At 56.9% G+C, this 12674-nt stretch carries 15 protein-coding genes and 1 tRNA gene; 7 read left to right on the top strand and 9 right to left on the bottom strand.

The window, feature by feature from the left end; all coding sequences use genetic code 11:
* Positions 1-188: 188 nt before the first annotated feature.
* Complete coding sequence (locus ACSQ26_RS23580) at positions 189-509, bottom strand: hypothetical protein (protein WP_436013224.1); 321 nt, start codon at positions 507-509, stop codon at positions 189-191.
* 1114 nt (positions 510-1623) lie between these two features.
* Between ACSQ26_RS23580 and ACSQ26_RS23575 the strand changes: the two genes are divergently transcribed.
* A complete protein-coding gene (locus ACSQ26_RS23575; RefSeq protein ID WP_436013222.1) occupies positions 1624-2694 on the top strand; it encodes a sensor histidine kinase in 1071 nt (356 codons plus the stop codon).
* Between the two features lie 374 nt (positions 2695-3068).
* On the opposite strand, the gene ACSQ26_RS23570 is transcribed toward ACSQ26_RS23575, so the two are convergent.
* The 3 genes from ACSQ26_RS23570 to ACSQ26_RS23560 all read right to left on the bottom strand — a co-directional run bounded on the left by ACSQ26_RS23570 (position 3069) and on the right by ACSQ26_RS23560 (position 6147).
* Positions 3069-4367 carry a TadE/TadG family type IV pilus assembly protein gene (locus tag ACSQ26_RS23570; protein ID WP_436013220.1) on the bottom strand — a complete coding sequence of 433 codons (1299 nt, stop codon included), beginning with the start codon at positions 4365-4367 and terminating at the stop codon, positions 3069-3071.
* Between the two features lie 440 nt (positions 4368-4807).
* Positions 4808-5701 carry a DMT family transporter gene (locus ACSQ26_RS23565; protein WP_436013218.1) on the bottom strand — a complete coding sequence of 298 codons (894 nt, stop codon included), beginning with the start codon at positions 5699-5701 and terminating at the stop codon, positions 4808-4810.
* A 44-nt stretch (positions 5702-5745) separates the two neighbouring features.
* Positions 5746-6147, bottom strand: coding sequence for a tautomerase family protein (locus tag ACSQ26_RS23560; protein WP_436013216.1), 402 nt, complete (start codon positions 6145-6147; stop codon positions 5746-5748).
* Between the two features lie 88 nt (positions 6148-6235).
* Between ACSQ26_RS23560 and ACSQ26_RS23555 the strand changes: the two genes are divergently transcribed.
* Positions 6236-7078: a LysR family transcriptional regulator gene (locus tag ACSQ26_RS23555; RefSeq protein ID WP_436013214.1), complete on the top strand. Its 843-nt coding sequence runs from the start codon at positions 6236-6238 to the stop codon at positions 7076-7078.
* A gap of 100 nt (positions 7079-7178) precedes the next feature.
* Here ACSQ26_RS23555 and ACSQ26_RS23550 read toward each other — a convergent pair whose 3' ends face one another.
* The 3 genes from ACSQ26_RS23550 to ACSQ26_RS23540 form a co-directional block, all read right to left on the bottom strand.
* On the bottom strand, positions 7179-7484 hold the full coding sequence (locus tag ACSQ26_RS23550) for a putative quinol monooxygenase (protein WP_436013212.1): 306 nt from the start codon (positions 7482-7484) through the stop codon (positions 7179-7181).
* Between the two features lie 99 nt (positions 7485-7583).
* Complete coding sequence (locus ACSQ26_RS23545) at positions 7584-8102, bottom strand: IS630 family transposase (RefSeq protein WP_436005704.1); 519 nt, start codon at positions 8100-8102, stop codon at positions 7584-7586.
* A gap of 40 nt (positions 8103-8142) precedes the next feature.
* The gene (locus ACSQ26_RS23540) at positions 8143-8535 is read right to left on the bottom strand and encodes a winged helix-turn-helix domain-containing protein (RefSeq protein ID WP_436005706.1); all 393 of its coding nucleotides are present in this window, start codon (positions 8533-8535) and stop codon (positions 8143-8145) included.
* Positions 8536-8671: 136 nt separating this feature from the next.
* Here ACSQ26_RS23540 and ACSQ26_RS23535 point away from each other — a divergent pair, with 136 nt between their 5' ends.
* The gene (locus tag ACSQ26_RS23535) at positions 8672-8995 is read left to right on the top strand and encodes a winged helix-turn-helix transcriptional regulator (RefSeq protein ID WP_436013210.1); all 324 of its coding nucleotides are present in this window, start codon (positions 8672-8674) and stop codon (positions 8993-8995) included.
* Between the two features lie 645 nt (positions 8996-9640).
* On the opposite strand, the gene ACSQ26_RS23530 is transcribed toward ACSQ26_RS23535, so the two are convergent.
* Positions 9641-10228, bottom strand: coding sequence for a helix-turn-helix domain-containing protein (locus tag ACSQ26_RS23530; protein ID WP_436013208.1), 588 nt, complete (start codon positions 10226-10228; stop codon positions 9641-9643).
* Between the two features lie 28 nt (positions 10229-10256).
* Here ACSQ26_RS23530 and ACSQ26_RS23525 point away from each other — a divergent pair, with 28 nt between their 5' ends.
* The 3 genes from ACSQ26_RS23525 (at position 10257) to ACSQ26_RS23515 (ending at position 11978) form a co-directional block, all read left to right on the top strand.
* On the top strand, positions 10257-10481 hold the full coding sequence (locus ACSQ26_RS23525; protein WP_436013206.1) for a hypothetical protein: 225 nt from the start codon (positions 10257-10259) through the stop codon (positions 10479-10481).
* 161 nt (positions 10482-10642) lie between these two features.
* Positions 10643-10876, top strand: coding sequence for a hypothetical protein (locus tag ACSQ26_RS23520; RefSeq protein ID WP_436013204.1), 234 nt, complete (start codon positions 10643-10645; stop codon positions 10874-10876).
* Between the two features lie 199 nt (positions 10877-11075).
* The gene (locus tag ACSQ26_RS23515) at positions 11076-11978 is read left to right on the top strand and encodes a tyrosine-type recombinase/integrase (RefSeq protein ID WP_436013202.1); all 903 of its coding nucleotides are present in this window, start codon (positions 11076-11078) and stop codon (positions 11976-11978) included.
* A 9-nt stretch (positions 11979-11987) separates the two neighbouring features.
* On the opposite strand, the gene ACSQ26_RS23510 is transcribed toward ACSQ26_RS23515, so the two are convergent.
* Positions 11988-12077: transfer RNA gene (locus tag ACSQ26_RS23510), tRNA-Ser, on the bottom strand.
* Positions 12078-12323: 246 nt separating this feature from the next.
* Here ACSQ26_RS23510 and ACSQ26_RS23505 point away from each other — a divergent pair.
* A complete protein-coding gene (locus tag ACSQ26_RS23505) occupies positions 12324-12641 on the top strand; it encodes a hypothetical protein (RefSeq protein WP_436013200.1) in 318 nt (105 codons plus the stop codon).
* Positions 12642-12674: the final 33 nt, after the last annotated feature.

Genomic DNA, 12674 nt, shown 5'->3' with positions numbered 1-12674 from the left:
TGTTACCAACGAGCAAGCTTGACGCCGTCCTGCTACCTATTGCAAGCCTCTCAAGGCCAAGTTTGATTTCCGGGGCATCCACAAAAATATCCCATAGAAGCCGCGACCGGTGATTTTCAATCATCGCCACGATCGGCCCTAGTGATTAGGCAGAGAAGTTTAACCCCTCTGGGCGCCCAATTATGCCCTTACAAACGTGGCCTAAGGCAAGGAGGGTAAACCTTCGATGCCTTTGGTAAAGTCAAAAGCCGCGCCAAAACACACTCCAGCTTGATTTGGCCGTTTGCCAAGGCGGAATAAGTGGTCTGGATGCCGAGCACATAATGCATAAGCAGGTCTGTGGCTTTGCGCAGGTTATTGGCCGAGCTGCGCATCGCGGAACCATCCATCGGCGTGAACCAATCGAACGGACTTTCCGTTTCTCCCGGAGCAAGGGATGTGCTCCTCATGCCATCCAAATCGAAGCGACCGACTTCGACCGTCGTGCCGCCTTCCTTTCTCGCCACCACCGAACCGAGACCCGACTCAAGAAAGTAGACTAGTTCGATCGGCTGATGTGCGGTCTCAACGACTGCCGAAGGCTGAGCTGCACTCTCCCGTGACTGAGAGCAAGTAGCCCGAGGTCGGCGGGCGAAAGCGCGCAGAGCAGACGGTTCTTGAGTAACTTGGGTGGGAGAAAAAACGATGATCTTCCAATCGTGAGCGCCCCTGCGGGGCTGACGATGCATATCAAGGTGCGCTTAACTGCGCAACAACTTGGGTACGAATTTGCACGAAAACACGACCGAGAATCGTTATGTGTCGCGCAACGCTAAATGTTATTGTTTTGGATGTATTCAATTTAAGAGAGAAATGACCGCAAGCAACGACTCCGTTCCCAGTTGCATGCGAAGACACCCATCGTGTCATCATGAGCGATCATTCAACGTCCGGGCGGATTTCGTGTTGATCAATTGGAACCAGGGCAGATGATAGCATGACAAACGCAACTTCCAGCAAACTCGTTGATTTTGCCCATACGGACTGCACAGTGTTTTTTTGGCTGGGCGAGATACCCGATGAGAGGTTTTGCTCTCTGGAAGGGGCCGTACGCCACGTCAGCCGCCATCGTGCGTTCGCGGACTCGGTTGAAATTTTCGTCCATTCGGCCGTAACACGTCCCCCAATCATCAGTGGGGAGGACTTGGTCGCGCTCATGCACCGAGTTGGGCATCCTGTGAGAAGCGCAAGCTGACAGCTATTTCCTCCCGGCCGCTTAACTCGCTTTCAAGCAGGATTTCGGCGATGTCGGGATTGGCTATTCGATTCGGTGCTCTGGTCGCGTCGTTGAAATGACGGCGTCGCCTTAAGCGACAGGTGCTGACCGAGACGTGATGTATCAGTATGACCGAAGCCTTGTTCACCCATTATAGACGCTATCGCTTTCCAGCCGAGATCATCGCGCATGCGGTGTGACCCTACTTCGGTTTCCGCGTGAACGTGCAAGATAGTTCCCGCATGACGACAGCGTCTGTGCTAGGTTCAACTAGCCAGGAGCTTTAGGCCCGTGCCTATACCACCTTCAGAAATTTCTGCCGGTTTTGCTTTCGCTTGGAAAGCCTCCTGTGCCCATGAAGGGCTATCATGACAAATCCGCCGCCGCCCGCTCCAGAATTCGCTTTCGATTTCGCGCTGGCAGTAGTTCTATCATCTGATACGCCCTTACTAATGCTCGACGAAAACCTTCTTATCTTAGCAGCCAGCAAGTCCTTTTGCAGGGCGTTCCAAATCAATCCTGCCGATGTTAACGGTCGGCCGATGGCGGAACTGGGTTCAGGCGAATGGGACGTCCCACAGTTGGACTCCCTGTTGATGGCTACCGCTTCGGGATTTGCTAACGTTGCAGCGTATGAGATGAGGCTACAACGTCCTGACCGGCCTTTAAGCAACCTGGTGATCAATGCTCATCGAGTCGATCATCCCGACCCTGGCATCGTTCGACTTCTGCTATCCATCGCCGATGTTACAGCGGCACGCGCTAACGAGAAGCAAAAGGATGATCTTATCCGAGAAAAGGCCATTCTATTGCAGGAGCTGCAGCATAGAGTCGCCAACAGCCTCCAGATTATTGCCAGCGTATTGATGCAGAGCGCACGCAAGGTTCAGTCTGAGGAAGGCAGGCTGCATTTGTTCAACGCCCACAATCGGGTGATGTCAGTTGCTGCTCTGCAGCGGCAGTTGGCGACATCGAGCGTTGAGGATGTCGCGCTTCGCGCCTATCTGACGGACCTTTGTCGGAGCATCGGAGCATCCATGATCCACGACCGCGACCTTATCTCGTTGAAGGTGGAAGTCGACGATAGCGTCGTAAAGGCAGACATCTCCATCAGTTTGGGGTTGGTCGTCACCGAATTGGTGATCAACACTCTCAAACATGCCTTTGCCGGACAGCGTCCTGGAAGAATTGCAGTGAATTATCGATCTCGCGGCGCGACATGGATGTTGTCGGTCGCCGACGACGGTGTCGGCATGCCCGGAAGCCTCGAAAACGCGAAGGCTGGGCTCGGCACGAGCATTGTAAGAGCCCTTGCAGCCCAGCTCGAAGCGGAAATAGTAGTTGCTGACGGCCGCCCAGGCACCCGCGTCTCGCTGACCTATACGCCTGAGGTCGCTAGGAATCCCGTTGCTGGTACTTCCTCCATCGTACCTGTCTGAGCGGAGATACCGAAAGCGACGACACAGCCCAGTACACAGTCGAGAATACGGCCAAGCGCATCCGTGACGATGTCGCTTTCCGAAATAATTCTCTCTGCGTCTCTGCAATAGCCACCCCCGCCCGTAGACCGGGCGGGCGGATGCCCGTTCGATTGCTAGCGATAAGTGTCATTCTCACTACCCTTGACGTTCCAGCCGTCGCACCATTTTGACCATGCGGTGTCACAGCCTGGCAGCGAACGGTTGATCCGTCTGCCGGCGAGTACAGGCCGGAGAGGTTCTTTAAGAGCACGGCAAGCATCCGGGGATGGAGTGAACGTGATGTGTCGGACGGTCTCGCGGCTTAAACTACTCGGCGACGGTCCTAATAACGCTCATTGTGTCAGGCGCGGCATATTGACGACTTTCAAGAACAGCGCGTTCATCGCTTCGTCGATGCCTTGGGACGGGGAAACTTCGAAGAACAGTCCTTCCGAGGCGCAGGCTTCCATTTGCGTGCCGATATCGGAGCGAAAGGGCTTGATCCAGTCCCGATACCAGCTGTTATTCTCGATCGACAGATAGGTCGTATAGAGAACGGCGATCTGCACGCCGTTTTTCTTGATCTGATCGCAGACTTTGAAATCGAGGGGGGCCTGACAGCGGCCACTTGTCAGCTTCTTGAGGCAGCCCGAGGGTTTGTAACTGTCGTTGACGCCGTCCGAGACGAAGAACATCACCTTTTGTCGATCCGAATTGTTGAGACCGCTGCCGCCCTTGTCCATGATTTGCTTAAGCTCTTTCAGCATCTTCTCGAAATCGGTCTGCTGGTCGTTATCGTAGCCCTGCTTAGGAATTGACATCAAATCAATGGTCTGCGTCTGGGTCTTCACGGTGTCAAGATCCGCCGACAAAGGTGCAACATTCGTCAACTCCACCTTGGTCGCCTTAGCGCCCATCGAGTAAACCGCCATGCGATATTGATTGGAGTAGCGTCGCACCTTCTTCGCAGTGTCCATCATTTTCTGTGCGGCTTTGCTAACGAGTTGGACGCGCAGCGTGACACCGAGCTTCTTGGCAAGGGAATAGTAATCCGAGGTACTTCCTTCGATGTGGCAGGCGAAGGCACATTTGTCAGGAGTATTGGCTTCCATTTTGGCTATGTCCGCCGTCGTGGCGCCCAAACCCATGGATGGCGAATTGTCGAGCATCAGGTGGAAGTCAATGTAGCTCGCGGGCACGTAGGTAGCCTTGGCAATACCGGATACATCAATCTCACGTACGCCGAACATCCTCAGGAAGCTAGTCGGCACAGTCGCCTTGAAGCTAACGGTGGAGACGAACGTATTTCCCGTGCGAATAATGCTGATTTCCTTGGACTTAAAATTGTCCTTGCCCATTTTCTGGAGATTGGAATCGAAGAGATATCCAGCATCCAACTCGGCCAGCTTGATCTCGCCGGTCAGGCTTTCCGTCAGGGCGGCAATAACGCCGGCTGATTGCTCCGAAAGCGCTCCCACGGCGGCGACGTCGGCTGCGTTTTGCATTTCAGTTTTGACTGAGAGCGCATAGCCATAGTCGATGGCCACTCCTATCGCCAATGCTATAGGCGCCATCAACAACGCGAAAATTATTCCGAAGTTTCCGGAACTATTGCGAGTGAGACTCGCGAAACCATTCTTTAATGAAAACATGGCAGCACCCGACCCCTCTTGATCAAGAGCTACTCTATCTACCGCTTATTGAGCTGTAGTTAATAAAGGACGCGCCACGGCCAGTTGTTGTCCCATATTTAATTAGAGGTTAACACCGATGCATGCGGCCAGTTCTAGAAATGGCCACCGCCTCTACCAGGGCGCACTTGCAATGATCTTGTACTATTGGAGGGTGCCCCCAACCCACTGAGTACGGTGAAGATCATTGTCTTCAGCTAGCGAGAATGACGGTTATCGATACCAAACCGACGTGCCAGCGATGCGCCCTCCAATGTCGTATGGTCGGGGGACGGTACCGAAAGTCTTTTATGCCCGCTTACGTGTCGCCGGTTGGCGGGACTTTGTGACCAATATAGGGCGCCTTGCTGACCGGCTGCTCCTGACGAGTCTGAACGAGAAGGCAAGTCTAAGCTCGTCGCCTATCTCCAAAAGATCAACGCCATCCCGGCCACCACAAGTGCGGCTCCGGCCCATGCACCAGTTGCAGGTACTTCCCGGGTCTTCAGCCAGAGCATCGGCAGGATAATCACAGGTGTTGTCGCAGACAACGTCGAGACGATACCGACCTTTCCGCCGGAAAGCGCGAAGAGAAGAAGCGTCATACCGAAAGCCAGGGCGATGATACCTGTCATGGCGGTTTGGAGAAACACGCTCTTCGTTAGTCGGCCCCTCGGCCTAACCGCCTCGATGGGCAGCTGGGTGAGCGCGGTCAGGCAGAGGGCGCCGACCGCAACACGCAGCATGGAGGCGGCCAGAGGATCGATTCCGGTCGCCATGACGGGCCTCGCGATCAGGGAGCCGATCGCCTGGCTGAGCGCGGCCAGAAGGCCGACGAGCACGCCAAGCCAAAGCGGTCCTTTCACAGTCTCCCATTCGTGCAGCTGCGCCTTGCGCTTGCCGAAGAGGATTGCGAGCAGAACGCCGCAGAGTGTCAAGGCTATGCCAGTCACGGCAGGACCCGAAAGCTGTTCGCCGAGCACCAACCATCCGAGCAGCGCAGCAATCGGGGCGTTAAGGGCGAAAAGGATTCCCGAGCGGCGCGGCCCCAGTCGGTTCAGGCAGGTGAACAGAAGCGTGTCACCAGCAAAGATGCCGATGAAGCCGGACAAGAGGAGGGGCCAAAGTATCTCGGGCTGCAGTTCCCGCCATGTTCCCGATGCGAGGACGTAGAGGCCGAGCAGGAAGGCGACAAAGAGCTGCCGCGTCCTGTTGAAGGCCAAAGCTCCGAGATGTCCCGCTGGGCCTGCGGACAGAAGTCCCGTCAGCGCCCAGCAGGTCGCGGCACCCACGGCCGCCAATTCATATGTTGGCATCTCGTCCTCCTTATCCCGCGACCCGCTTTATCCGGTCGCCGACGCTACCTGTGCTTGCGCGCCCATCTCACGTTCTGGGTCAGCCCGCCATAGCCATAGGCATCGCCGTCGACGGCGTGGACCAAGACATAGCTTGCCTCGTGCACGGGGCCGATCAGCGCGTTCATCTCGTCATAGACGCGCCGGACCCATTCGGTCGTCTCGTCCTTGATGTTCGTGTGCTCAGTGATCGAGACCTCGACATAAAATGTTCCGATCTTCTGGTCGGCGACACTCGATCCGGCAACGATCCAATCACCGGGTTCGGCGCTCTCCACGAGGACCGCGGTGACACCCGGATCCTTGTGTAGGATTTCGGCCGTAAGGCGAGACAGCAGAGCTGCAATTTCCTGTTTCGGATCGCGTCCGTCCTGGGGTTTCGTGTAACGCACTTTGATCATGGGCATGGGGTATCTCCTTGTTGCCGAAGGACCTTGCGCGAATCTCATCATAATGAGAAGATGCGTCCTGATATTCCAGCTATAGTGATTTCCTATGATTGATCTCGAGGGCGTCCGCCTGTTCATTCTCACCGTCGAGCTCGGCAGCCTGACGAAGGCGGCCGAGGCGGCGGGAACCGTGCAGCCCGTCGTCAGCCTGAAGCTGAAGACGTTGGAGCAGCGGCTGGGCAGGCGTCTCATCGACCGTACGCCGCGTCACATGCGGTTGACAGAGGACGGCGAGGTCTTCCTGCCGAAGGCACGAGAGCTGCTGGTCAAGCACGAGGAAGCGGTGACCTTCGGCGACGAAACACCGCTGAATTTCTCGCTCGCTGTCAGTGACCACGCGATCGGCAGTCGGTTGTCGCCGGCAATCCGGGCGATGCGTGTGGCGCTTCCCGCCAACGCGGTGATAGACGTGAGTATCGGCTTCTCCCGGCACGTCAGGGAGACCTTCGCATCTGGACTGGCGGACGCCGCCATCATCCGTCGCAACGGCGGTGGTTCCGAGGGCGAGATTCTGCGCACCGACAGGCTGGGATGGCGGACGGCCCCGGGCTGGCGGCCACGCTCGAACAGCGCCATCTCGCTGGTGTCGCTGGGATCCGGATGCGGCGTCCGAGAAATCGCGATAGCGGAGCTTCGAAGGGCCGGCGTAGATTGGCGCGACGCTTTCACCGCTGGAAGCTGCGCGGCTCTTCTCGAGGGAATTCTTGCAGAGGCGGGCGTCGCACCAATGGGAGACATCTGCGCCCGCGGCCTGCCCGACCGCGGCCCCGAGCTGGGGCTGCCGCTGTTGCCAGCGTCAGACATTGTCCTTCTTTCCCGAGCACGAACGCCAGCCCATGCGTCGGCGATCAGGGCGCTGGCCGCCGCCGTATCGAGCACGGCCGGCTAGGCTGAAGAGATGAACGTGTCTTGATCTCCGGCCGCGGCGCCATCAGCAACAATCCCGCCACGCGGTCAGCGCTGCGCGGGGTGGTGCGGTCGATGGCGTTCTAGCGCTGCCACTGGACGTCGAGATGCTCGTAGTGGCGCATTTCGGTGATTTCGCCAATGAAAGGGCGGATCAGGGCCAAGAATGGCGGGAAGTGAGGACCTTTGCGAAAGCCTTCCAGATGGTCCTCCGTCGATGTCCATTGGATTCGCAAGATCAAACTGAGCGGTTCTTCCACGCAGCGGGTGAGATCATATCCCAAACACTGTGGCGCAGCACGCAGATGCTCTATTGCAGCACTATAGGCTTCAATCAGCTTCTCAGGTTTATGTTCTGTCATCTGATAACGAATGTATTCGACTATCATTGAATTTCCCCAGTTGACTCGCCATCATGATGAACAATTCTCCAGTCACTGCAATGGCTTACCTCAAGGTAAGGGGTGTACGACTAAAGCGTGTCGCATTTATTCAGCCTCATAGCCGGCTGCTCTGAAGAAGTTTCTGCATTCTGACACGGAGAAGAGTGCGACAATGTCGCCGAGCGCCTGAGTGATGGCGTCGAAGCTTCGAGCGGCTCGTTTTCGCAATAGGGACTTGAGCTTGGAGAATGCCATCTCGATCGGGTTCAGGTCCGGCGAGTAAGGCGGGAGGAAGAGGAGCCAGGCACCCTTGGCCTTGACGAGCTGCTCTGCGCGCTCGCTCTTGTGGAAGCCGACATTGTCGAGAATGACGACGTCACCTGGCGATAGCGTCGGGGCAAGCTGTGTTTCAACCCAGGTATCAAAGATGCGGCTATTCATGGGTGCATCGACGATGAAGGGGGCAGTGAGGCCGTGGCAGCGAAGTCCAGCAATGAATGTCTGCGTCTTCCATTTTCCGAAGGGAGCATAGGCGACAAAGCGCCGCCCTTTGCGGGACCATCCGGTGCGCTTGGTCAGCCGCGTGTTTGTCGATGTCTCATCGACGAAGATCAGCCGCGCCAATGCCTTGTTGAAGAACCGCTTTCGACGCCTAATCCACAGGTCACGCGCCTTGGCGATCTGCGGCCTGCACTGTTCGCTTGCCCTGAGGCTTTTTTTTATTGCTGAGCCCCAGCCGATGCAGGAACCGGCCGACGGTCGCGCGATGGACTTCGACACCGCGCTCGGCGAGCTCGACACACAATTCGTCCAGTGTCACTTCGCCATGGCCTGACACACGTTGGTTGATCCATTCGCCGTGAGCCGACAGCTTGCTGCCGGGCGGCTGGCCCTGCCGGGCAGGCGCAAGTGAGCCCGACGATCGTTGCAGGATCATCATGTTGTTGACGAACCGAGGAGATACCCGAAAATGCCGGGCAGCCTCACGATGACTATGACCCTCTTCCACAAACGCAACAACACGCGCACGCAACGCTATCGGATGCGGCTTGCCCATGGTCGTTCTCCTTCCGTGGGCAAATTGAATCACAAATCACAAAATAACGGAATCCCGAATCTGATTACCTGCGACACGCTTTAGAAGACACCTCAATACCTTTCCGCCCTGCTCGGATCGAAGATGGGAAACATCCATGGAATTTGATAAGCTGAACGACTGCACTGTCATGGACACGATTCAAGCGATCGGTGGCAAATGGAAGCCACGTATTCTGTGGCACTTGCGGAACGGAGCGGCCACATTCGGTGAACTACACCGCGTCGTGGGAATCTCAGAAAAGGTTCTGCATGAAAACCTGCGTGCCTTGCAGCGCGACGGACTAATATCGCGGACGCCTTACAAAGAAGGATCGGTCGAATTCGTCGAATATGACTATACAGATTACGGCCGCACGCTAATCCCCGTCTTAAATGCCGTGGGGACGTGGGGCTTATTGCACAAGGCAAGATCCGCTTGAGCTCGAGGACGCCCTGCGACCGCCGAGTATGTCGAAACCAACACGTGTCGCAATGTGTCGGGCCGCCAGCACGTGCTTATTGAACGCATAGGACTTCACCACCCAAGGCGGAATGCAGGTTTGCAGGCGTATGCTTTTCCTCGGCGTACTTGGACGCCGTGCCATGAGCCCCACGGTAACGGTTGTATCAAGAGCGTCGTTCGACTTCGGCGGCTCCTTCGCGATGTTTTGCGACTATGTCGCTCATTGGGAGGCGGCAGGTCCGCAGGCAGCGTCAAACCAAATCAATGGCTGCTTTTGGGCAGAGGCAAGGACCGCCTTTACGACCGACATGGGGGCGCAAAGCTGCCGGTACAGACCGAGGATTAATCAAACTAAGATCGTTAGCCATCGCTTCGGAACAGATGAGGAAACCTAATGGCTAACCGACCCGGTAGCCAATTGATTTCACTGTCTAATGTGTGTCCCTCCGGGACCGACTATCCTTTGGGCTGCATGAGAACGTGACGTGCCAGTCGGCGTTGGAGTTGGCCGCTTGAAAATTCTCGCCTGCTTCTATGCAGGCAGCGCGTGTGTCAAGCTCGGCAGAGGTGACGTCGGTGCCCGTTGGTGTCGTAAGCGCTACTATTAAGATCCACTTCATGACTATGCCCGCAATCGCTCGATGATCTCGCTGGCCTGCTCTTCAGGTCCGCGTCTGCGACGGCCAAGAAAGGCGTCGGCCGAGGCGCGTGAGATGCGCAGCGATCTTCCCTTTCCGGTGGTCTCCAACTCGCCGTCTTTTACAAGGCCTCGAATATAGTGCTCCGATGTCTTCCACATCTTCGCCAACTCGCTCACACTGTGAGTTTCGGCCGATTGCGTATCGCCATCGTCGCGCAGCCCGAGCGCCATAATCTTGCGCACGGCTGTTTCGAGTTCCTCGCGATCCCAAATCGGAAAATCGCCGACCATGCGGGGCTGCGGCATTTGCCCCGATTTCCACCACTTTACGAATTCATTTGGATCGATACCAACGAAGGCCGCCGCCTTGTCTTTGTCGAGGCCGATCGGCTTGAGGCTGACTATCTCGATATGAGGCGCTGAGAACGATTGTTCGAGCCTGGCTACGATTTCTGCGGACAGACTTCGACGACTTTGGTCAGCCGCACCGTCAAGCCGCTTTTTGAGGGCTGCCGGAATTATGAGTTTGAATTGTGTATCGCCTGTCGCCATGCCCGCAAGTATGGACATAAAGTGTCCTTGACGCCATGGACATTTTATGTCCATACAAAAAGGACAAAAAATGTCCCTCATGGAGGCGCGCGTGCGTAATGATCAAGTTCAGTTCAAAGTCAATCTACCGGAGCATGTGAAGCAATGGCTGGCTGAGGAGGCCAACCGAAACATGCGTTCGCAAACTGCAGAGGTCATCTTGGCGATTAAAGAAAAGATGGGCCGTCAGCAGCAATCCCACCAAACGCAAAATGGCTCTGTCACGGCCTGAGAAACCGACGGAGCCATTTTCTGTGAGGACCAAGGAGGGTCTCAAATGCAAGAGCTTTCTACACCAAGCCTTCGTCTCATTCTGACTTCGATTGGCGATTTCGCCAACACAGACGGCCGCCCGCCCCGCCGCCTCGAGCGGGCCGCCCGGGCGGGTGCTGCATGAGCGCGCCCGCCATCAGCGGCCCGGCGATCGTTGCCGCCGGGCCGCGTTCCAGTTTCAAGCAGATCGATGTTGAGCGTGCCATCAAGGGCGCGCTCAAGGCTGGCATGATCGTCCATGAAATCATTGCGTCGGCCGATGGCATCCGCGTCGTTACGCATCCCTCGGCCGCCAAAGTTCGGCCGGCGGTAAACGAATGGGACGAGGTCTTCGACGATGGCGCGCAAGAGTAAGTCGGCGCTGCCGAAACACGTCTCGCCGGCCCGCGATCGCCACGGAAAAATGCGATATCGGTTCCGCAAGGGGATGCACTCCGCCTATATCAAGGCGGAGTTTCCATCCGACGATTTCGACCGCCAGTACCAAGCAGCCCTGAAGGGCGAGACGATTGCGAAAACGCAGGTCGGCAAGAAGCGCGAGGTATCGCGCTCGATGTCGGCGTTGATCGCCTCCTACTACCAGACAGCGGAATTCACCGGCACGGCCGCTTCGACGCAAAACACCTATCGCGGCATAAGCGAAGCGCTGCGCCGGGAACACGGCACTAAACTTGTCGCGGATCTTACTCGGGCGCACGTCAAGGCCATGATTGGCAAGATGTCGAAAACCCCGGCCGCCGCCAACAATCGACTTCGCATGCTCCGGATCCTGATGCGCACCGCGCTCGACCTCGAATGGATAAAGGTCGATCCCACCGACAAGGTGAAGGGCTTTTCGAAGAAGACGGACGGCTTCCACACCTGGACCGAGGACGAGATCGCCGCCTATGAAACCCGCCATCCGATCGGCACCAAGGCTCGATTGGCAATGGCGTTGATGTTGTATACGGGCCAGCGCCGAGGTGATGCCGTTCGATTGGGCTGGAAGGATGTCAGCGGCATCAAGATCGCGGTGCGACAGGAGAAAACCGGGACGCGATTGAAGCTCAAAATGCACCCCTCACTCGTTGAAGCGCTGGCCATGACCGACATCGGCGCGCCTTCGTTTCTTCGAACAGAGTTCAAGAAGGAATTCTCACCTGCCGGCTTTGGCAACTGGTTTCGCGACCGGTGCGATGAGGCGGGCTTGCCGCAGTGCTCGGCCCATGGCTTGCGCAAGGCGGCCGCCCGGCGCCTGGCCGAGGCAGGCAACAGCGTAAACCTCATCGCAGCGGTGACCGGGCATCTCTCACTCAAGGAAGTCGAGCGTTACACGCGCGAGGCAGATCAGGAAAGAATGGCCGCTGCGGCGGTCGATACGATGCCGGAAAGGTCCGATCGCAAACAAGAGATTGTCCAACCGGCCCAAGAGGTTGGACACACGAAAGGAAATAGCGATGATAAGTCAAATAGTTAAGAAAAATGATGGCGGACAGAGCGGGATTCGAACCCGCGGTACGCTTTCACGTACACACACTTTCCAGGCGTGCGCCTTCAACCACTCGGCCACCTGTCCGTAACGGAAAGCCGATCAGATCGGCGGAAGACGAGATAAGAACTCAGCCCCGCCCGTTCCGGCTACCGGGCGCGGATATATACCGAGGTCCCTCGCCATATCAACCCTGTTTTGACATTTTTGAGACAATTCGTCCGTCGTCGCATAGATGAAACATTGAAACCGCAAAATCCCGGGATTATCTGATCTGTGAGTGGATTGTCCAAGCGCTAAGTTCCGCGTGGATCCGACGGTGTGGGAAGTGTCATGCGTTTCGTGTTGAGGTTCCTCAGTCTGGCCTTTCTCGTGGCCGCGGTGATGACCGGGATCATCGATTCCATCCAGTCGGTGGCGAGTGAGATGGTGGTCGTCACGCCCTTCGGCGCGGCGATCTTCAGCGTCAATCCGGAAATCCTGGCCGCCGCCGAAACCTGGTCGCTGGCGCACCTGCCGGCCTGGATGTGGAACACCTTCGCCGAATGGACGCTGCTGCAGCCTGCCTTTGCGGTTTTCCTGTTCCTCTCCTTCGTGCTCTGGGCGGTCGCTTACAAGCGCGAACCGGCGGCCGGCCGCTTCGCTGCATGAACCTGCCAAATATCTGAAAGAACAGGAGAAATC

This window comes from Rhizobium sp. LjRoot254 (genome assembly GCF_964254105.1).
GTDB lineage: Bacteria > Pseudomonadota > Alphaproteobacteria > Rhizobiales > Rhizobiaceae > Rhizobium_E.
This window is presented reverse-complemented; position numbering and strand designations above follow the sequence as displayed.

Excerpts from the sequence above, each read along its gene's own strand:
- ACSQ26_RS23530 (WP_436013208.1), bottom strand. The coding sequence starts at position 10,228 with ATGTCCATACTTGCGGGCATGGCGACAGGCGATACACAATTCAAACTC.
- ACSQ26_RS23565 (WP_436013218.1), bottom strand. The coding sequence starts at position 5,701 with ATGCCAACATATGAATTGGCGGCCGTGGGTGCCGCGACCTGCTGGGCG.
- ACSQ26_RS23515 (WP_436013202.1), top strand. The coding sequence starts at position 11,076 with ATGTCGGCGTTGATCGCCTCCTACTACCAGACAGCGGAATTCACCGGC.
- ACSQ26_RS23525 (WP_436013206.1), top strand. The coding sequence starts at position 10,257 with ATGTCCATACAAAAAGGACAAAAAATGTCCCTCATGGAGGCGCGCGTG.
- ACSQ26_RS23560 (WP_436013216.1), bottom strand. The coding sequence starts at position 6,147 with ATGCCCATGATCAAAGTGCGTTACACGAAACCCCAGGACGGACGCGAT.
- ACSQ26_RS23505 (WP_436013200.1), top strand. The coding sequence starts at position 12,324 with ATGCGTTTCGTGTTGAGGTTCCTCAGTCTGGCCTTTCTCGTGGCCGCG.
- ACSQ26_RS23540 (WP_436005706.1), bottom strand. The coding sequence starts at position 8,535 with ATGGGCAAGCCGCATCCGATAGCGTTGCGTGCGCGTGTTGTTGCGTTT.
- ACSQ26_RS23520 (WP_436013204.1), top strand. The coding sequence starts at position 10,643 with ATGAGCGCGCCCGCCATCAGCGGCCCGGCGATCGTTGCCGCCGGGCCG.
- ACSQ26_RS23570 (WP_436013220.1), bottom strand. The coding sequence starts at position 4,367 with ATGTTTTCATTAAAGAATGGTTTCGCGAGTCTCACTCGCAATAGTTCC.
- ACSQ26_RS23535 (WP_436013210.1), top strand. The coding sequence starts at position 8,672 with ATGGAATTTGATAAGCTGAACGACTGCACTGTCATGGACACGATTCAA.
- ACSQ26_RS23555 (WP_436013214.1), top strand. The coding sequence starts at position 6,236 with ATGATTGATCTCGAGGGCGTCCGCCTGTTCATTCTCACCGTCGAGCTC.
- ACSQ26_RS23575 (WP_436013222.1), top strand. The coding sequence starts at position 1,624 with ATGACAAATCCGCCGCCGCCCGCTCCAGAATTCGCTTTCGATTTCGCG.
- ACSQ26_RS23550 (WP_436013212.1), bottom strand. The coding sequence starts at position 7,484 with ATGATAGTCGAATACATTCGTTATCAGATGACAGAACATAAACCTGAG.